The organism is Streptosporangium sp. CA-135522, assembly GCF_050949235.1.
GTDB lineage: Bacteria > Actinomycetota > Actinomycetes > Streptosporangiales > Streptosporangiaceae > Streptosporangium.
Map to the genome: position 1 here is coordinate 9,365,538 of NZ_CP192026.1, position 18,245 is coordinate 9,383,782.

General features: G+C 68.0%; 19 protein-coding genes and 1 pseudogene. 8 read left to right on the forward strand and 12 right to left on the reverse strand.

Going from position 1 to position 18,245, the window contains the following annotated elements:
• Positions 1–118: 118 nt before the first annotated feature.
• Together ACQPYK_RS44020 and ACQPYK_RS44025 are read right to left on the reverse strand one after the other, a co-directional pair.
• Entirely contained in the window at positions 119–463 is a 345-nt protein-coding gene (locus ACQPYK_RS44020) for a hypothetical protein (protein WP_433245765.1), read from the reverse strand.
• A 335-nt stretch (positions 464–798) separates the two neighbouring features.
• On the reverse strand, positions 799–1,596 hold the full coding sequence (locus tag ACQPYK_RS44025; protein ID WP_433245768.1) for a neutral zinc metallopeptidase: 798 nt from the start codon (positions 1,594–1,596) through the stop codon (positions 799–801).
• 296 nt (positions 1,597–1,892) lie between these two features.
• Here ACQPYK_RS44025 and ACQPYK_RS44030 point away from each other — a divergent pair, with 296 nt between their 5' ends.
• Positions 1,893–2,276: a hypothetical protein gene (locus ACQPYK_RS44030; RefSeq protein ID WP_433245771.1), complete on the forward strand. Its 384-nt coding sequence runs from the start codon at positions 1,893–1,895 to the stop codon at positions 2,274–2,276.
• A gap of 586 nt (positions 2,277–2,862) precedes the next feature.
• Here ACQPYK_RS44030 and ACQPYK_RS44035 read toward each other — a convergent pair.
• Positions 2,863–3,684 carry a nitroreductase/quinone reductase family protein gene (locus tag ACQPYK_RS44035; protein WP_433245774.1) on the reverse strand — a complete coding sequence of 274 codons (822 nt, stop codon included), beginning with the start codon at positions 3,682–3,684 and terminating at the stop codon, positions 2,863–2,865.
• Positions 3,685–4,085: 401 nt separating this feature from the next.
• Entirely contained in the window at positions 4,086–5,249 is a 1,164-nt protein-coding gene (locus ACQPYK_RS44040; protein WP_433245777.1) for an MFS transporter, read from the reverse strand.
• Positions 5,250–5,600: 351 nt separating this feature from the next.
• Here ACQPYK_RS44040 and ACQPYK_RS44045 point away from each other — a divergent pair, with 351 nt between their 5' ends.
• Positions 5,601–6,302 carry a winged helix-turn-helix transcriptional regulator gene (locus ACQPYK_RS44045; protein WP_433245780.1) on the forward strand — a complete coding sequence of 234 codons (702 nt, stop codon included), beginning with the start codon at positions 5,601–5,603 and terminating at the stop codon, positions 6,300–6,302.
• A 49-nt stretch (positions 6,303–6,351) separates the two neighbouring features.
• On the opposite strand, the gene ACQPYK_RS44050 is transcribed toward ACQPYK_RS44045, so the two are convergent.
• The 5 genes and pseudogenes from ACQPYK_RS44050 to ACQPYK_RS44070 all read right to left on the reverse strand — a co-directional run bounded on the left by ACQPYK_RS44050 (position 6,352) and on the right by ACQPYK_RS44070 (position 9,180).
• Entirely contained in the window at positions 6,352–6,915 is a 564-nt protein-coding gene (locus ACQPYK_RS44050) for a CGNR zinc finger domain-containing protein (RefSeq protein ID WP_433245783.1), read from the reverse strand.
• Positions 6,912–7,511 carry a pyridoxamine 5'-phosphate oxidase family protein gene (locus ACQPYK_RS44055; protein ID WP_433245786.1) on the reverse strand — a complete coding sequence of 200 codons (600 nt, stop codon included), beginning with the start codon at positions 7,509–7,511 and terminating at the stop codon, positions 6,912–6,914. Before ACQPYK_RS44055 ends, ACQPYK_RS44050 begins: the two co-directional genes overlap by 4 nt.
• On the reverse strand, positions 7,508–7,930 hold the full coding sequence (locus ACQPYK_RS44060; RefSeq protein WP_433245789.1) for a nuclear transport factor 2 family protein: 423 nt from the start codon (positions 7,928–7,930) through the stop codon (positions 7,508–7,510). Before ACQPYK_RS44060 ends, ACQPYK_RS44055 begins: the two co-directional genes overlap by 4 nt.
• Positions 7,931–7,995: 65 nt before the next feature.
• Positions 7,996–8,220: pseudogene (locus tag ACQPYK_RS44065) on the reverse strand (thioredoxin family protein); the annotation flags it as partial.
• A 189-nt stretch (positions 8,221–8,409) separates the two neighbouring features.
• Positions 8,410–9,180 carry an alpha/beta fold hydrolase gene (locus ACQPYK_RS44070; RefSeq protein WP_433259097.1) on the reverse strand — a complete coding sequence of 257 codons (771 nt, stop codon included), beginning with the start codon at positions 9,178–9,180 and terminating at the stop codon, positions 8,410–8,412.
• Positions 9,181–9,291: 111 nt separating this feature from the next.
• Between ACQPYK_RS44070 and ACQPYK_RS44075 the strand changes: the two genes are divergently transcribed.
• Positions 9,292–12,237 carry a tetratricopeptide repeat protein gene (locus ACQPYK_RS44075; protein ID WP_433245792.1) on the forward strand — a complete coding sequence of 982 codons (2,946 nt, stop codon included), beginning with the start codon at positions 9,292–9,294 and terminating at the stop codon, positions 12,235–12,237.
• On the opposite strand, the gene ACQPYK_RS44080 is transcribed toward ACQPYK_RS44075, so the two are convergent.
• From ACQPYK_RS44080 to ACQPYK_RS44090, 3 genes are all read right to left on the reverse strand, one after another.
• A complete protein-coding gene (locus ACQPYK_RS44080; protein WP_433245795.1) occupies positions 12,171–13,100 on the reverse strand; it encodes a DMT family transporter in 930 nt (309 codons plus the stop codon). The two genes, ACQPYK_RS44075 and ACQPYK_RS44080, sit on opposite strands and share 67 nt — an antisense overlap.
• Before the next feature lie 282 nt (positions 13,101–13,382).
• Entirely contained in the window at positions 13,383–13,922 is a 540-nt protein-coding gene (locus tag ACQPYK_RS44085) for a carboxymuconolactone decarboxylase family protein (RefSeq protein WP_433245798.1), read from the reverse strand.
• 439 nt (positions 13,923–14,361) lie between these two features.
• Positions 14,362–14,499, reverse strand: coding sequence for a winged helix-turn-helix domain-containing protein (locus tag ACQPYK_RS44090; RefSeq protein ID WP_433245801.1), 138 nt, complete (start codon positions 14,497–14,499; stop codon positions 14,362–14,364).
• A 93-nt stretch (positions 14,500–14,592) separates the two neighbouring features.
• On the opposite strand from ACQPYK_RS44090, the gene ACQPYK_RS44095 reads away from it, so the two are divergent.
• The 5 genes from ACQPYK_RS44095 to ACQPYK_RS44115 are packed head-to-tail and all read left to right on the forward strand — an operon-like array spanning position 14,593 to position 18,032.
• The gene (locus tag ACQPYK_RS44095; RefSeq protein WP_433245804.1) at positions 14,593–15,156 is read left to right on the forward strand and encodes an NADPH-dependent FMN reductase; all 564 of its coding nucleotides are present in this window, start codon (positions 14,593–14,595) and stop codon (positions 15,154–15,156) included.
• Positions 15,153–16,289 (forward strand): MFS transporter, encoded by a 1,137-nt coding sequence (locus ACQPYK_RS44100; protein ID WP_433245807.1) that lies wholly within the window; start codon positions 15,153–15,155, stop codon positions 16,287–16,289. The genes ACQPYK_RS44095 and ACQPYK_RS44100 overlap by 4 nt, the downstream gene beginning before the upstream one ends.
• The gene (locus ACQPYK_RS44105) at positions 16,286–16,909 is read left to right on the forward strand and encodes an HD domain-containing protein (protein WP_433245810.1); all 624 of its coding nucleotides are present in this window, start codon (positions 16,286–16,288) and stop codon (positions 16,907–16,909) included. The genes ACQPYK_RS44100 and ACQPYK_RS44105 overlap by 4 nt, the downstream gene beginning before the upstream one ends.
• A gap of 2 nt (positions 16,910–16,911) precedes the next feature.
• Positions 16,912–17,775, forward strand: coding sequence for an alpha/beta fold hydrolase (locus ACQPYK_RS44110; protein WP_433245813.1), 864 nt, complete (start codon positions 16,912–16,914; stop codon positions 17,773–17,775).
• Positions 17,775–18,032, forward strand: coding sequence for an NAD(P)H-dependent oxidoreductase (locus ACQPYK_RS44115; protein WP_433245816.1), 258 nt, complete (start codon positions 17,775–17,777; stop codon positions 18,030–18,032). Before ACQPYK_RS44110 ends, ACQPYK_RS44115 begins: the two co-directional genes overlap by 1 nt.
• The last annotated feature ends 213 nt before the right edge of the window (positions 18,033–18,245 follow it).

Here is an 18,245-nt window from a genome sequence, read left to right on the forward strand (position 1 = left end):
GATGGCGAACGGGTGGACGGCCGGACCGCTACCCGCTGCGCCTCCATGGTCGGACCACAGACGAGAAGACGTCCTGCTCCGCGTCTGCGTCAAGTGCATCGACGGTCGGCAGGAGCTACTACGCCGGTCCGGCGGCATCCCCTCGGAGGCCCTCGACCGTCTGCTTCATCTGCTCCAGCATGGGCGGCGTGAGCAGCTTGCCGCCCAGCAGCCCGCCCAGGAAACGGTTGACGTCTCGCGGGGTGCTGCCGATGCGCACCCGCCCGTTGACCGGGACCTTCTCCCGCGTCTCCAGGTCTCCCGCACCGGCGGTGTAGTCGCGCACCCGCCCGTCACGACCCCGCACCGCGGCCAGGGCGCCGGGGAAGTCGCCGGTGCGGACCAGGTCGTTCAGGCTCGTCTGCACGCTGCCGGCGGGCCCGGTCCGCGGGGTGGCGTCGGCGATGACCGGGGCGGCGGCCACGAAGCCTTCCTCGATCTCGGCTGCACCTTGACCTGCCGCCGCCGCCTCAGCTCATCGCGTCAGCGACTCTCAGCCACCCAGAAGATCAAAAGGACCGCTCCCGGCTAGCGGGAACGGCTCTTGATCTTGGTGGAGATGGGGGGATTCGAACCCCTCGCTCCTTCGACGCGAAGCCATTTCACCCTGGCTTGGAGCCTGGCCTATGCGCCGCTTGAGCTGCGGGGCAATCCCTCATCGTCCGGCCCCGTCCGTGACCGTTGTCACCCAGCTGGTCACTCAGCTCTCCGCCGGCCGGTTCCCCTTGCCGGCTTCCCGTCATCATGGGGAGCCGGCCGTCAGGCGACGCGGGACGCCGGTGCGGTCCAGGTGTTGCACGCGGCCGAGGATGCAGCGGCAAATCCCTTCTGCAGCCAGGCAACCCGGTTCTCCCCGGTGCCGTGATAGCGCTCCATGTTGAGATTTTCATCGCCGCTGCGCCGGTAGAGGTCCACGACGTCCTTCCAGTCCTCGTCCTGGTAGTCCTGCGAGGCCCAGATGCTGCCCATGAAAGCCGCGCCCAGGCAGTCGGCCTGCAACTCCAAGCGACGGCTCTGTGCCAGCGCTTGGGCCTTGGTGCGAGCCGGCCTGTTCTGGTAGGCGGTCCACATGCCGGTGAGATTCTGAACGTGATGGGCATACTCGTGCGCGATCAGGTGCAGCGCTATCGGGTCGGCCGGATCCTCGATGGCTTGGTCGTCGATCAGGATCACCAACTGTCGCTCGTCGGTGCAGTAACGACCGGTGATGTTCTTACCCCAGGCCGACCCGCACGCGTGGCTGGGCTTGCTCATGAACCGGATCTTTGGTTTCTTGAACGGCAGACCGGCCTTCTTCAGCTGCGCGGACCACGAGGCGTTCAAGCAGTTCAGCATCGTGGTTAGGTGCTTTTTAGCTGCGGTGACGCTGCCGGTGTCCTCCGGTTGGCCGCCGCAAGGCACCATCAGCTTGCCGCTGCGGTACAGCGGGTTGTGGGTCAGCGCCTTGGCGCCGGTGGGAACCGGTGCACCGGCCGTGCCGGTGTCGGCGTGGGCGGTGCCGGTAAGCATCAGACAGGCCAGGGCCCCGGTCAGCAAGGCGATATGGGGGGTACGCATGGCGCCAAACTTTACAGAAGCGACGATATGGGCCAGCAGGCATTTGCCCCTCGCTGCGCCGGCTTACCGGCTATTGATCAGCGCCTACAAACGTCCGATCCTGCCTCGGACCGTCGCCGCCTATCTCTCCGCCGGTCAGTTCTCCTTGTCGGCCACGAAGCTCCCACGCTGCGGCAGAGTGACGGCCCATCCCTCATCTCGCAGCATGGCCACGGCCTGGCGGCCTGTATCGCGAGCGACGCCGTGGTCCTTGACCATCTCCGACTCGGATCGGGCTGCCCATTCCCGGCTATGCCGTGCGAGCCGCTACGGACGCGGACCTGACCGCCTGCAACGAGGTGTGCCGCCGGGTCCACGGAACCGACCGTGGCGGAGAAGTCATCGACGCCCTCAAGCAGGGCACAGCCCGGGTTGTCGAGCACGATGGCCGCCTGACCGGTTACGCCACGGATCTGGCATTCTTCGCCCACGCAGTGGGGGAGACGACAGACGACATCAAGGCTCTTGTCGGGGCAGCCGTCACCTTCGGTGGTCCTGGCATTCTCGTTCCCGCGAGCAACAGCGCGCTGCTCCAGTGGGGCCTGCACAACGGCCTGAAGATCACCCAACTCATGACCATGATGACCATCGGCCTCTACAATGAACCGGCGGGGGCATACCTGCCCAGCATCCTCTACTGACAAGACCACCGATCAGCACGCTGGTGGCGCGGCCCGTCGCGCGTGACGACTGTCACGAGGTGGGATCCCATGACGGCCGGAGCCTGCCGAATGGACCTCTGCCACGTCTGGCCGTACCTCAGACGGCCCGAACCGTCAGTTGCGCCACAGCTTCGTCTCGCCGCTGTCGGACTCCGGTGTTCCCGGAGAACATCTCCCGCCTGGTCGGCCACCGCGACACCACGGTCACCGAGACCGCCCACCGCAAGCAGCTCCGGCCCGTCCTGCTGGAGGGTGCCGAGGCGATGGACGGACTCTTTCCAGATCTCTGGCTCGGCTCCCTGTCGCGATCCCGGCCCGGCGAAAGTGTTCACCTCGCCGGGCTATCTCGTTTTCGAAGCCTTGAAGGGCGCGGACCCGGTAGGTGGATCGCGTAGTCACTCAGAAGATCAAAAAGGCCGTCTCTGATCACCGGAGACGGCCCTTGACCTTGGTGGGGTGTTCACGACTACGGCTGAGCCGGGTATTCAGAGAGGCAGAGAAGATCACTTCCCGGCTGGTTCGAGATCGTTTCCCAGGTCCCCACTCGTCGGCATTCCTCGGAACCTCAAGCGAGGTCGAGAACCGAGATCAGCTGCTCCTCCTCATACGTCAGGTGCGCTTCGAGCTCGTCGACGAGCCGCTCGATCTCGGCCCGCACCTTCAGCGGATCCTCACCGGAAAGGGCCTGCTTCAGCTCTTCCAGGAGTACGGCGATGCGCTCGTGCTCCCTGGCCAGCCGCTCCAAGGTCGGAGCGAGCGAGGGATGCTGCTCGGCCAGGCCGGGGAACATCATGGTGTCCTCGCCCGTGTGGTGATGGTGCAGCCCCTGGCAGACGGTCAGGCAGTTGATCCGCAGCTGCACGCCCAGGCCGGGCCGTCCTGAATCGGACAGCTCCTTGCGGATCAGCGCGAGTTCACGGCGGAAGCCGTCGTGCACCAGCTTGAGGTACGCACCGCCCGACGGTGCGCTACCCCGGGGCGGACCGATCACGCGAAGTGCGACGACCGGGATGGTGCGCGTCGTCTTGGCCTGGTAGTCGGCCCAGCCAGGGTCGCTTTCCCCCGCGCGGGCGAACGCCGCGTCACGCTCGGCGCCCTCCAGGACCTCCGCCTCGACGTCGAAGATGAAGACGCCAGTCTCCACGGTGGCGCGTGGGTCGGCCTTCAGGTTGTGGTACCAGGCCGGGTTGTTCGGCGCTCCCCCGGCGGAGGCGATGACCAGCATGCGCTCGACGCCGTCGGGCAGGTAGCCGAGCGGGGTCGTATGCGGCTTTCCCGAGCGGGCGCCCGTGGTGGTGAGCAGGAGCAGTCTCGCTCCCTCGAAATAGCCACCGACCTGGCCGTTGTTGGCGCGGAACTCGCCGATGACCTGATTGTTGAAATCCATTCTTCTCCATTGGTGATTTCTACTGTGCCGTACTGATGGAGAAGAAGGCGGCGGGCCGCGTGCCCACCCGGCGATCAAGCGTCAGCCGGGCTGCTCTCTGGTTCGTGGCCCAAGGCCGACCCGGCAGTCACGCGGGTCAGGCTACTTCATCAAGATATTCTCCGCAAAAGTGGCACATCCGTCAGTGGTGCCCCGTCCAGCACCCGTAAGGATCTGCCACCCCTACGACGGCGGAGCCGACTGCATCCTTGAAAGCTCCGCGGTCAGAGACCTTCTCGAAGCGGCGCATACAGATCGGCTGTCGGCTCGCCCCTTGGGCTTGCGACTCTGACCGTCACCCACAGTCGTTGATCTCATTTGGAGTAGTGACCGCCGGCCCCTTGTCGCTTACAGCTCGGTGGTCACACCGTCGCCGCTGCGGGCTCTGTCGCGTCCGCAATCACCGGAGGCTTCAGGAAGCTGGTGGCCCAGGCGACCGGGATGGAGATCACCGCGATGATCAGGCCGGTGATCACCGTAGACGAGGCGGTGAAGGTGCCGATCGCCACGCCACCGGCATACGAGCCCAACGCGATGCCTACGTTGGCCGCGGAGGCGGGCAGCGAGGACGCCAGCTGTCCACCCGGGCCGGCCAGGCTCACCACGCGGTACTGCATCGAGGGCACCATGCCCATGGCGAACAAGCCGAAAGCCATTAGCGCCAGCGCCACGAGCACGGCGATCGTGCCGACAAGGTAGAGCACCAGCAGGGAGGCCGCTACACCGATGGCGCCGACGATCAGGGTGCGCGCGGCATTCTGGTCGGCGAACCGGCCGCCGGCGAACGAGCCCACCGCGGTGGCCACACCGTAGGCCAGGAGGAACAAGCTGATCAGCGCGCCGGAGATGCCTGTGACGCTCTCCAGGAACGGCACGATGTACGTGAGTGCCGAGTACACCGCCGCGAACGCCACGACGTTCACGACCAGTGCGGCGAGCACCCGCGGTGCGAACGCATACTTGGCCTGGCTGCCCGCGCCGCCGCCGGTGCTGGGCATGGACGGGATCAGCATCAGCGTGGCGACGAGTGCAACCACGCTGAGCACGGCGACCGCAGTGAACGAGCCGCGCCAGCCCAGTAGCTGGCCGACCAGTGTGCCCAGCGGCACGCCCAAAGCGGTCGACACGAAGAGACCGGAGACGACCACGGAGATCGCCCGGCCCACGCGCTCCGGCGGGACGATCGACATCGCCAGCACGAACCCGACGGCGACGAACAGGCCATGCAGCGCTCCGATGACGGTACGCACCACGACGAACAGGCCGAAGCTGGTGGTCAGCACCGGGACCAGGGTGCAGAGGATGACCAGGATGACCGTGCCGATCAGGATCATCCGCTTGTTCAGCTTGATCGTCAGCGCGGTCAGGATCGGGCCACCGATGGCCAGGCCCAACGCATAAGCGGTCACCAGAACGCCGGCCACGGGGGTGGAGACCTGAAGGTCGGCGGCGATCAGGTTCAGCAAGCCGACCACGAGCAGTTCGCCGCTGCCGAGCACGAACATCCCTAAGAACAGCGTGGCCAAAACGAGGCTCGTCTTGCCCCGGCTCAGCGCTACCGGCTGAGGACTCATCCGCATCATCCCGCTCCATCTCGAGGAATCCCTCGCGCTGGTGCTGCCGAGGGTCGCCAGATGGGCCCAGTGATCTCGACGTGGACATGTGGCTGCCCCATGATCGGTCCTCTCCGTGCGCCGGGAGGCCGGTCGAGCACCGTCATCGCTGTCGCGGCCGTCCTGGGCCCAGTACGGCCATGCGAGCAAAATAGTAACCAGAGTCAGTTGAAAAAAACAACTATATGCTATTGTGGTTTCGGATCGGATTGGATGAGGAGAGTGGCCATGCCAACCAGCCGTAGCTATCGGGACTCATGTGGGATGGCTCGGGCTCTCGACGTCGTCGGGGAGCGATGGGCCCTGCTGGTCGTCCGCGAGCTGCTCTTGGCGCCTCAACGTTTCTCAGAGCTGCGGCGTGCTCTGCCCCACGTCAGCTCGAACCTGCTTGCAGACCGACTCCGAGAACTCGAACACAACGGGGTGATCCGCCGTCGACTGGCACCGGCGGAAGGCCCGCGGGTCTACGAACTGACCGAACGGGGTCGGAAGCTGGAACCGATCCTGCTAGCTCTGGGCGACTGGGGGACCGACGCACCGCAACCCCCGTCGCCGACCGCGCTCAGCGCCACCTCCGTGCTGATCTTCCTGCAACGTGCCGCTCGCCCCGACCCCGCGGCGCCGCCCACGAATTACCGTCTCGAGCTCGCCGGTCGGGTTTGGACGGTCCGCCTAGCGTCCGGACGGGTTCAGGTGCAGCCCGGTGAACCCGCGACGGCAGACGTCTCGCTCCGTGCAGAGCCCAAGACGCTCAGCGCCCTGCTGGCCGATCCAGCCACACTCGCAACCGCATGTGCCGACGGCAGCGTCACCGTCGTAGGAGATCTGTCGGCCATCGGCCGGCTGCTGCACGCGGTCACCGACCCGTGGCCCTCCGGCGATCAGACGACTACCTCTCAAGGAGCGCCATTCAGAAGTGGCCGGTCCCCACACCCGGTAGATGTCCAGTCCGGTGACCGTGCGTAGATGTTCGGGGAACTCGCCCAGGCGTCCGCGCCGTCCTGGCCGATCTCGGCTACTTGGCGCGCGTCTGGCTGTAGTGGCGGGCGGCGCGGGCGCGGTTGCCGCAGGCGGCCGAGCACCATTCGCGGCGGTGGTGATCCTTGACGAAGAAGAGCACGCAGCCGGGCGCGTGGCAGGCGCGCAGGTCGGCCAGTTCGGGTCCGGTGAACAGGTCGACGGCCTGCTGGGCGATGGCGGACAACACAGCGGGCACGGCCGGCGCGGAGCTGTGCGCGTGCGCGGCGGGCACCGGGTCCCAGCTCAGCTCGCGCCAGCGGGGAGCGGCGCGGACGTGCTTGTTGACGGCCTCGACCGCGTCCGGTTCGGGCGGGGAGCCGGCGGTCGCGGCGGTGGCCAGGGCGCGGATGCCGTCGCGGAGTTCGCGCGCCCCGGCCAGGTCGGCGGTCGTGGGCTCGAGGGAGTCGGGCAGCGGGAGCGCGAGCCGGCCGCGGACCGCCTCCAGCCAGGCGGCCAGCTCCACGACGGTCCGCAGACCGTCCTGGAGCCGGCCGCGCACGGCGTAGGTGGCGTTGGCCAGCTCGATGGGCAGCGGTTCGCCCATCACCGGTGCGCTCATGCCCTCACGGCCTCGCGTAGCCGGGTGTTCTCCCGCTCGAGTTCGGCGATGCGGTCCTGGAGATGGCCGAGGGCGTGTTCGACGGCGTCACGGGGGAACAGCCGAGGGATGTGCTGGGGGCAGTTCCAGTCGATCCCCTCGATCTGGATGATGACCGCGCGTTCCACCTTGGCAGCGTAGCCTGCCTCGGCCAGCGACTGGTCACCCTCCACCACCCGGGCGCGGCCCAGCAGCTTGAGCCTCGTCTGGTTGGCGTAGTCCATGAGGAACAGCGAGACGCGGTCATCGTGGTCGAGGTTGCCGCGGGTGATGTATTGCCGGTTGCCGCGGAAGTCGGCGAAGCCCAGCGTGTGCTCGTCGATCACCTGCAGAAAGCCAGGCGGCCCGCCGCGGTGCTGGATGTACGGCCAGCCGGTCTCGCTGACCGTGGCGATGTAGAAGCTGTCGCGCTCGGCGATGAAGGCGCGCTCGTCGGGCCCGAGCAGGTCGGCCTCGACGGAGCCGTTGAGCATGCGGCGGTAGGCGCGGTCGCTGCCGTGCGCCTTCTGGTGGGCCTGGACACTCTCGGTGAAGGCGAGCTGGGCGAACCTGCTCATGACCGTGATCCGAAGATGACGCGGTCCTTCTCGTCGATGGGGACGTCGTTGATGCTGGCCTCACGGCGGGCCATCAGCCCGTCGGGGGTGAACTCCCACAACTCGTTGCCATGCGAGCGCCACCATTGGCCGGCCTCGTCGTGCCACTCGTACTGGAAGCGGACCGCGATGCGGTTGTCGGTGAAGGCCCACAGCTGCTTGCGCAGGGCGTAGCCGTTCTCCTCGGCCCACTTGCGGGTCAGGAAGGCCTTGATCTCCTCGCGGCCGGTGAGGAATTCGTCACGGTTGCGCCAGACCGAGTCGGGGGTGTAGGCCAGGGCGACCCGCTCGGGGTCGCGGCTGTTCCAGGCGTGCTCGGCCAGCTGGACCTTCTGCGCGGCCGTCTCGGCGGTGAAGGGGGGAAGCGGCGGACGGGACATGGAGGTGCTCCTTACGAAGAGGTGGTGCCGGTACGGCAGGCGAGCGCGCCTGCCGTACCGGAGTCTCAGAGGTGGTCGGCGAGCTCGGACAGCAGGACTCGCTTGGGCGCGGTGCCGACGATCTGGTGGACGACGCGGCCGTCACGGAGGAGGTTGAGGGTGTGGAAGGCGTGCACGTGGTACTGCTCGACCAGCTCCTGGTGGGCCTCGATGTCGACCTTGGCGATGACCAGTTCGTCGGCCTTCTCATCGGCGAGCTGCTCCAGGATCGGGGCGAGCATGTGGCAGGGGTGGCACCGGCCGGCTCAGAAAGTCGACCGGCACGGGCTTGTCGCCGGCCAGGACCTTCTCAGCGGAGGTCTCGGGCGTGACGACGATGGTCGTGGCGGCCATCACCACCCCTTTCTAATGTCTACAAATCATGTTAACCATTAGAAGCGATCGTTGATTCCCTTTTGAGGGGATATTTCGCGGCAACGTCAGCCGACCTTGCGTCCCAGGAAGTCGCGGATCAGGTCGGTGATCTCGGTGCCGTGGGTTTCCAGCGCGAAGTGGCCGGCGTCGAGCAGGTGGAGCTCGGCCTCGGGCAGGTCGCGTAGGTAGGCCTTGGCGCCGTCGGCGGCGAAGATCTCGTCGTTCTGGCCCCAGGTGATCAGGGTCGGCGGCTGGTGGGTGCGGAAGTATTCCTGGAAGGCCGGGTAGCCGTCGAGGTTGTTCTTGTAGTCGTGGAAGAGCTGGAGCTGGATCTCTTTGTTGCCGGGCCGGTCCAGGTAGGCCTGGTCCAGGGTCCAGGTGTCCGGGCTGATCGATTCCAGTCTGTCGGCCGGGACGCCGTGGGTGTATTGCCAGTGGGTCGCGTCGGCTTGGAGCAGTTTGCGTACGGCGGGCTCGTGGGTGACGCGGTCGGAGGCGTGGGCGAACAGCACCTCCCAGAAGGGGGTGAAGCCTTCCAGGTAGGCGTTGCCGCTTTGGGTGATGAGTGCGGTGATTCGTTCGGGGTTGCGGGAGGCGATGCGCAGGCCGATCGGGGCGCCGTAGTCCTGGATGTAGAGGGCGAACCGGTCGAGGCCGAGGGTGTCGAGCAGTTCCAGGGTGATCTCGGTGAGCTTGTCGAAGCTGTAGTCGAACTCCTCGACGGAGGGGGCGGCCGACTGGCCGAAGCCGAGATGGTCGGGGGCGATGACGCGCTCTCGGGCTGGATCAAGGGAAGCCTGGACATGACCATCTCTCCTCAGTCTAATTGTTATAATATGCTTTAACCGTTAGAAAATATTCCGGTCGAAGCGAGCCGAGTCCGAGCATGCGGGCGGCCGTTGATAGATTCCCCATGCGATCGCCATGGATTGCCCCATCGAGGTCCTATGAGATCGGCGCCCTGCGGAGGAATGATGAACGTGCGGTTCGCGGTGCTCGGCCCGGTGACGGTGTCGGCGGCCGGCCGCCCTGTCCCGGCCGCCGCGCCGCGGCGTCAGGCGGTCCTGGCCTACCTGCTGCTGCACCCCAGAACGGTGATCAGCGCGGACAGGCTCATCGGCGCCATGTGGGGAGTGACTCCGCCCGACACGGCTCGCGCCCAGCTCCAGTCCGCGATCGCGGCGATCCGCCAGGTGCTGCGGACGGCCGGCGCCGGGGAGATCCTGCAGACCAGAACAGCCGGATACATCCTGCTCACCGAGCCCGACCAGGTGGACCTGGAGGTGTTCACCCGCCAGGTCGCCGCCCCCGACGCCGACGCGGAGCAGCTGCGCGCCGCGCTGGCACTGTGGCAGGGCGAACCGCTGGCCGGTTTGACCGCCGACTTCGTCGACCAGGCCAGGACGCGACTGCAACAGCGGCGGCTGGCCGTCGTCGAACGGCTGGTCGAGCTGGAGCTGGCCATGGGCCGCCATGCGGAGCTCGTCGACACGCTGACCGCCGAACTGGCCGAGCACCCCCTGCGGGAACGGCTCTGCGGCCAGCTCATGCTGGCGCTGTACCGGAGCGGCCTGCAAACCGACGGGCTGAACGTCGCCCGAAGCTTCCGGGAACGGCTGGCCGATCAACAGGGACTCGACCCCAGCCGGTCCTTTCTGGCTCTGGAGCAGTCGATTCTGCGTGCCGACCAGAGCCTGAGCCCACCTGCCCGGCAAGCGCCGGAGCCGGTCGCCGTTGCCGTGGCCGAGCCGGCGACTCGGCGGCCGGCCTCGTTCCTGCCCATGGACATCCCGGACTTCGCCGGGCGACCCGGTGAACTCGACTGGATCATCGACTCGCTGTCCGAGAACGGCGGGATCGTGACGATCGACGGCATGGCCGGGATCGGCAAGACCACCCTGGCCGTCCGCGCCGCGCACCGGCTCGCCGAGCACTACCCCGACGGGCAACTCTTCATCGACCTGCACGCTCACACCGTCGGCCAGGCGCGAGTCGAACCGGACGCTGTGCTGGAGACCTTGCTGCGCCAGCTCGGCATCCCCCCGGAGCGCCTACCGGCGGGCACCGTGGAGCTGTCCGCGCTCTGGCGGGCAGAGCTGACCCATCGCCGCCTGCTCGTCGTGGTCGACAACGCGGGCGACGCCGATCACGTGCGTCCGCTGCTCTCCGGTGCCTCCCGCAGTCTGGTCCTGGTGACCAGCCGTCGGCGGATGGTCGATCTGGACGGTGCCCACACGCTGTCGATGGAGGTACTGCCCGCCGAGGACGCCAGCGCGCTGTTCACCTCGATCGTGGGTGAGCGGGCGCTGGCCGAACCCATCAGCGTGCTGGACGTGCTGCAGTTGTGCGGGTTCCTGCCGCTGGCCGTACGGATCGCCGCCGCCCGCCTGCGCCATCGCCCGCGGTGGACGGTGACCTACCTCGCCGATCGGCTCCGCGACCAACGCCGCCGGCTGGCCGAGCTGTCCACCGCCGAGCGAGGCGTCGCAGCCGCGTTCACCCTGTCCTACCAGCAGCTGAACCCAGACCAGCAGCGCATGTTCCGGCTGCTGGGCCTGCACCCAGGCGTCGACGCCGACGTGCATGCCGCGGCGGTGCTCGCAGACCTGCCACCGGAGCGGGGCGAGGAGATCCTGGAAGACCTGCTGGACACCCACATGCTGATGCAACACGAGATCGGCCGCTACACCTTCCACGATCTCCTTCGCGAGCAAGCCCGCAGGACCGTCGCCGATGAGGAGAGCACCGAGACACGGAACACGGCCCTGACCCGGCTACTCGACCACTACCTGCACACTGCGGCCGCCGCCATGGATCTGCTCTACCCGGACGGGCGCCACCATCGGCCGCGTTTCGCCGAGCCGAAGGAGCTGCCCTTCGCCGACCCGGCGGGAGCGACGGCCTGGCTGGACGCGGAGCGGGCCAATCTGATCCGTGCCGGTGTCCACGCCGCTGACGCCGACTGGCCCGCGCACGCGGTGGGCATTGCTCAGACCTTTCATCGCTTTCTGGTCGAACGCACGCATTATGGGGATGCCTTGACCATCAATGCGGCGGCGGCACGGGCCAGCCGTCGCCTCGGCGACGTATCCGCAGAAGGCCTCGCGTTCAGCTACCTCGGGGACGTCCACTGGCCGCAGGGAGACTATGCCGAAGCCGATGAGTGCTTCACGCGGGCCGTGGAACGCTTCCGGGAGGCCGGCGACCAGAGCGGCGAGGCCAATGCGCTGAACAACCTCGCCGGCATCCACATGTCGCTCGGTGACCACGAGCGCGCCCGCTCCTCCTACACCCGGTGTCTGGAGGTCTACCACCGGTACGGCGAGCGCGTCGGCGAGGCCGTCGCGCTGAGCAATCTGGGCCTCCTGGAAGTGGAGCTTGGCAACTACCACCAGGCCCTTGAGTACCTTCAGGAGGCTTTGGCCATCGCCCGCAATGTGGGATACCTGGCGCTGGAGGCCCACTGCATGGCCTGCCTGGGGGGTGCGTACCAGGGGATGGGGGACTTCCGGCGGGCCCTCGACCACTACGGTCAGGCCCTCGAGGTCTATCGCGACCTCGGCAACCGCTACCGAGAGTCCGAGGTGCTCAGCCAACTCGGCGAGACCGTTCGCACCATGGGCGACCCCGCCCAGGCCGCGACCGACCTCCAAGCAGCCCTGACCATCGCCGACGAGATCGCCAACCGCCCGCGCCAGGCCGCGGCCCACCACGGCCTGACGCGGGCGCATCGTGACCTAGGCCAGGACGATCTTGCGCGCACGCATGCCGCGCGGGCCCTGGATCTGTTCGCCGACCTCGGTGTGCCGGACGCCCAACAGGACCGTCATCCCGGGCATCGCGCGTTCTCGATTTGCGGGGCGGTCATATCGGTCGAAGGGGCATCCCGCTGATGGCGCGAGCCGTATAGGACGCCCAGCACGACCACGGCGCAGCCGGCGAGTTGGAGCCCTGACGGGCGCTCGCCGAGGAACACCGCGGAGATGCTGACAGTAGCCATCGGCTGGACGAGCAGCAGCAGCGCGGTGAGAGCCGCGGGCTGCCTGGGCAGCGAGTAGGTGATCAGCGTCCAGCCGAGCACCTGCGGGCCGAGTGCGAGTAGGAGCAACCAGCCGTGTGCTTGCCAGTTCGGCATCAGGTCGGCGCCGCCGAAGAGCGGGCTGAGCAGCGCTATGGTGGCCACGGCGACGAGCGTGCTGTGCGCGAGCGGGCCGGCCGTACGGCGTGGCTCGCCGGAGACAGCGCGCATGAGCAGCAGGTAGACGGCGTAGGCGATCGAGGTCGCCAGCCCGAACACGACGCCGAGCAGCGGGTTGGCCCCGTAGGCTGCGCTGTCGAAGACACCTGAGATGAGCATGACGCCGCCGAAGACCACCGGCGTGGCCATCATCAGTGGACGCGGGGGCCTTTCGCTGAAGACGACCCAAGCGCCGAACGCCACCAGGAACACCTGGAGGTTCCCCAGCACCGTGGCCAGTCCGGCGCCCACGTAGGCGATGGCGTGGTGCCAGAAGAGCAGGTCGAGCGCGAACATCGTGCCCGCGCCCCAGGCGAGGTAGCGCGCTCTGGACGGCATCGGTCCCAGCTTGCGCCACTCCAGCCAGGCCAGCGCCAGCAGCGGAGGCACCGCGTACAAGCAGCGGAACAACGCGGAGGTGGCGGGCGATACCCCCGAGAGCCGGACGAGAGGCGCCGACGTCGAGATGACGAGAGCCCCTAGAACCGCGATCAGTACGAAACGGCGATGTGCGCTCATGGCGGCCTCAGAACGTCGTAGGAGAGAAGGGTCGAACTGTTTTGTCGATGGCCTGCTGCGGGCTGTCCGCGATCACGAGAGTCGCGGCGCGTAGTCGTCGGCGATCTTCATGAGGTCGTTCGTGGTGCTCGCCGGTGGTGAACACATCCAGGCAGATCGCCCGATCCTGCCCCGGTCGGATCGACCGTCACCGTGCGGGCGCTGAAGCTCCCGGATCGCATGTGCGCTCCGTTCTTGCGGTACGGCTCGCGCCAGACGACGCGAGCCGTACCAGGTCCTCTGTCAGTCGGTGTGGCGAACGAGCGGCCAGTCGATGGCCACGCGGCCGGCCTTGTTGAGGTAGTTGGTGAAGACGTTGAGCGCCACGTTCGCGACGACCTCGGCGATCTCACCTTCGGACAGGTATTCGCCGGCCTCGGCCAGTTCGGCATCGGTGACACTGCCCTGGCCGCGGACCAGCGCGAGGGCCAGGGTGAGAGCCGCGGCGGCCTGGGCGTCATCGGCCTGGCCCTTGCGGGCGGCGGCGGCCTGGTCCTGGCTCAACCCGGCCAGCTTGGTGCCGATGTAGGTGTGGGCCGACAGGCAGTAGTCACACCCGTTCTCCTGGGCCACCAGGATCGCGATGCGCTCGCGGACGGCTGCGCCCAGGCCGCCGCCGCCCAGGGCGCCGGAGAACTCCAGGTAACCCTTGAGCACGGCGGGACTGTTGACCATCGCCTTGGTCATGTTCGGGACGAGGCCAAGGGCCTTCTGTACGGCGGCCAGCAGCTCGGCGGCCTGGCCGGTGGCGGAGTCTGGCTGGATCAGGGTAAGTCCTGACATATCCCGGTCTCACATTCTTTCCGAGTGGTTCGGTACTGAGCCAGATCATGCGAGAGCGGGTTGATAGATCCCCCATGCATCCGCCATCGACAGCCCCATAGGGCCGAGGTCGCGCACTGGCCGCGGCCGGCTCCAGTGTGGCGATCACAAGCGCAGCGTCGCCGACAGGCCGCGTTCCGGGAGCGTTCGTGTGCTCGCGCCGCACACCGTCCGAAGAAGCCGTTGAGGCCGCCTCCCCGCGTAACCTGCGGATCCTGAGCGTTCACCCTACGGGTGAGGATTCCTGGGGCTACGACTTCGCCACCTGGGCGGTGAACTCCTCCAGGTCGAACCGGTGCGGCTCCGGGCGGATCAGGTAGCCGCCCGCGTGGGTTTCCAGTGCCTGTACGGCTCCCGCCGCCCACAGGGCCCGGCGGATGGCGGCGATCGAGCTGTGGATCTACGCCCGCGCGCTGTCCGGCGGGGTGAGCCCCCACAGGGCGTCGATGAGCTGCTCGGCGCTGAGGACGGTGCGCGCGTGCAGCAGGAGGTAGGCCAGGATCGCCCGGTGCCGCGGAGCTGCTCCGGGAAGGGTCACCGGCCCGAGGATGGCGAAGTGCGCCCGCCCCTATCCAGTCGTGCATGGCGATGGGATAGGGAATGCATCAACCGCGCCTTCCATGCTCTTCACGTGACCAACCTGAAGATTCTCGCGATCTCCGGCAGCCTCCGTGCCGCCTCCCACAACACCTTCCTCCTGCGTGCTGCCCAGAAGGTCAACCCTGGCGGCCTGGACATCGAGATCTACGACAGCCTGCGGGACATTCCGCCCTACGATCTGGATCTCGACACCCCGCAGGACCGGCCCCCGATCGTGCGGGATCTGCGGCGGCGTATCAGCGAGGCCGACGGGCTGCTGATCGCCACGCCCGAGTTCAACTACTCCATCCCCGGCACGTTGAAGAACGCCATCGACTGGGTCAGCACCGACTGGACCAAGACCGAAGGCCTGCCGCTCCTGCACAAGCCGATCGCCATCATGGGCGCCGCGCCCACCAACTTCGGGTCGGTGCGCGCCCAGCTGGCCCTGCGCCAGGTGTTCCTGTGGACCCACTCCGACGTCGTGGTCAAGCCCGAGGTGATCGCCTTCCGCTCCGGTGAGCGGTTCGACGCGGACGGCAACCTGCTCGACGATGCCACGGCCGACCTCGTCGCGGCTCTGCTCACCGCGCTCAAAGAGAAGATCCTCCGATGATCCGTACGGCGAACGCGGCTCTGGCCGCGATGACGGTGTCCTTCGGGCTCAACTTCTCCATGGGTGTCTTCTTCGCACCGACTGCTGCCGCCTATGGAATCAGCGCCACGGCGCTGGCCCTGGCCGCGGCGCTCAGCACCGCGCTCACCGGGCTGGTGCAGTGGCGCATCGGCGCCCTGCTCGACCAGATCGGCGCCAGAGCGGTGCTGGCGGTGGGGTTGATCCTGACCTCGGGGAGCTACCTCGTCCTGTCGGTGGTCCACGAGACGTGGGAGTTCGTCGCCGCCTACATGGTGCTCGGCGGGCTCGGGTTCGCCGCCTCCTCCAGCCTCACCATCACCACCCTGATCTCCCGCTCGTACGGCAGCGAGGCCGGGCCCGCGCTCGCCCGGGCGGCGATCGGCATCAACCTGGGCCAGGTGCTCGCTCCGTGGGCGGCCACCTCGCTGTTCGAGCCGGTCGGTGTCCGGGCCACCTACGTGCTCCTGGGCACGGCGGGCCTGGTCGTCACCGCCATCCTGTGGACGCAGTTGCCCGGCGACCGGGTGGAGACCTCGAGGTCCGCGCGCGGCGAGTCACTGGCCGGGCGGGTCAAGGTGCTGGTCTCCTTCGGCCTGCACGCGGCGACCATGTACGTGGTCGTCCTCATGCTGCCCAAGCACGCCATCGAGGCCGGCTGGTCGGTCGCCGGCACCGGCCGGCTGGTCGCGCTCGCCGCGGTGTCGGCGGGCCTCACCTCGGCGCTGGTCTCGCGCCTGCTGCGCCGCCACAGCCCCGAGACGCTGCTGCGTTTCCTGTACGGCGTGCGCACCCTGTCCCTGGCGCTCGCCGTCCTCGTCCCCGGCCCGGAGGTGCTGGTGGCGGTCGCGGTGCTGTTCGGCGCCGCCTCCTTCCCGATGATCCCGCTGACCATGGCGGTCCTGTCACGCGGGCTCGACCGCGCCAGGATCGGCCGGACCCTGGCCCCCGCCTGGGTCACCCATCAGCTTGCCGCCGCGGCCGGGCTGGGCGTGGCGGCGATCGTCCACACCCTGACCGACAGCTACCGCGGCTACTTCGCGCTGGGCCTGGCCTTCAGCGTCGCGGCGGCCGTACTGCTCACTCCGACCAGAAAGCCGGTGACCGTCTCATGAAGCTGCCCGTCGTTCCCGACACGAAGCTCGTGGCCGAGGCCACCGACCTGGTACGGCAGGCCGCCTCGCCGCTGATCTACCACCACTCCCGCCGCGTCTACTTCTGGGGAGCGCTACGCGGCCAGCGCGAAAACCTGCGGTACGACCCGGAAATCCTCTATGTGGGCGCGCTCTTCCACGACCTCGGCCTGGTGCCCGAGTTTCGCACGGCCCGGCGCTTCGAGATCGACGGCGCCGACGAGGCCCGCAGGTTCCTGCTCTCGCACGGCATCGCCGAAGACGTGGCGCAGCTGGCCTGGACCGGGATCGCGCTGCACACCACCCCCGAGGTCCCCCTGCACATGGCGCCCGAGATCGCGCTGGTGACCACGGGTGTCGAGCTGGACGTGCTCGGCCTCGGCTACCACGAGATCACCGAGGAGCAGCGCGCCGCCGTGGTCGCGCAGCACCCGCGCCCCGACTTCAAGCGCCAGATCCTCGCCGCGTTCACCGACGGCGTCAAGGACCGTCCCGACACCACGTTCGGCAACGTCAAGGCCGACGTGCTCGCCCATTTCGTCCCCGGCTTCCGCCGCGGTGACTTCGTCGAGGTCATCCAGACCTCACCGTGGAAGGAATAGTCATGACCGTTACGCACCGCACCGTCGCCATCCAGGGCCAGAAGGTCTTCTACCGGGAGGCGGGCGATCCGGCGAACCCGACCCTGGTCCTGCTGCACGGCTTCCCGACCAGCTCGGCGATGTTCCGCAACCTGATCCCCGCCCTGGCCGACTCCTACCACCTCATCGCCCCCGACCACCTCGGCTTCGGCCAGTCGGCCGCCCCCTCCGTCGAGGAGTTCGACTACAGCTTCGACAAGCTCACCGAGATCACCCTGGAACTGCTCGACACCCTCGGCCTCGACCGGTTCGCCCTCTACATCCAGGACTACGGCGCCCCGATCGGCCTGCGCATCGCCTCCCGCAACCCCGAACGAATCACCGCACTCATCACCCAAAGCGGCAACGCCTACCTGGAAGGCTTCACCCCCTTCTGGGAGGTGCTGTTCGCCCACGCCTCCGACCGCATCACGCACGAACCCGCCGTACGCAAACTGCTCCAAGCCGACGCGACCCACTGGCAATACACCCACGGCGTCCCGGCCGACAGACTGGAGTCGATCAGCCCGGACACCTGGACCCTGGACCAGGCCTACCTGGACCGGCCCGGCAACAAAGAGATCCAGCTCCAGCTCTTCCACGACTACAAGAACAACCTCGACGGCTACCCGGCCTTCCAGGAATACTTCCGCACCCACCAGCCGCCGACCCTGATCACCTGGGGCCAGAACGACGAGATCTTCGCCGCCGACGGCGCCAAGGCCTACCTACGCGACCTGCCCGAGGCCGAGCTCCACCTGCTCGACGCCGGCCACTTCGCGCTGGAAACCCACGGCACCGAGATCACCGACCTGATCCGCGACTTCCTGGGACGCAAGATCGGCTGATGCGGATCCTCCTGATCTGCGGGAGCCTCCGGGAGGGATCGGTCAACGAAGCCGCGCTCAGGACCGCGATGCGCATCGCGCCCGCGGGCGTGGCGACCGAGCTCTCCCGGGGGCTCGACGCCATGCCCACCGGCTCGCTCACCGCGTCCCACACGCCGCGCGAGTGCACCCCGAGCCTTCCGCCACGCCCGATTCGCAGGCCCCCAACCCGCCAGGACCAGGCTTGGAAACCCCTGAAACGACGAGATCCCGCCTGACCTTCAAGGTCAGACGGGATCCCGTCAACTTCAGTCCAGCCGTTTCAAGAACGGCCCTCTTGTGGAGATGAGGGGATTCGAACCCCTGGCCCCTTCGATGCGAACCCTGGTAGGACGTGCCGGGCCTGCTCGCCGGATGCCGTCCGGTGTCGTCAAGTGCCGCGCCGATGCCATGCGATGATCTCGGCCACGCCCCCGTGTCAGCGGGTTCGC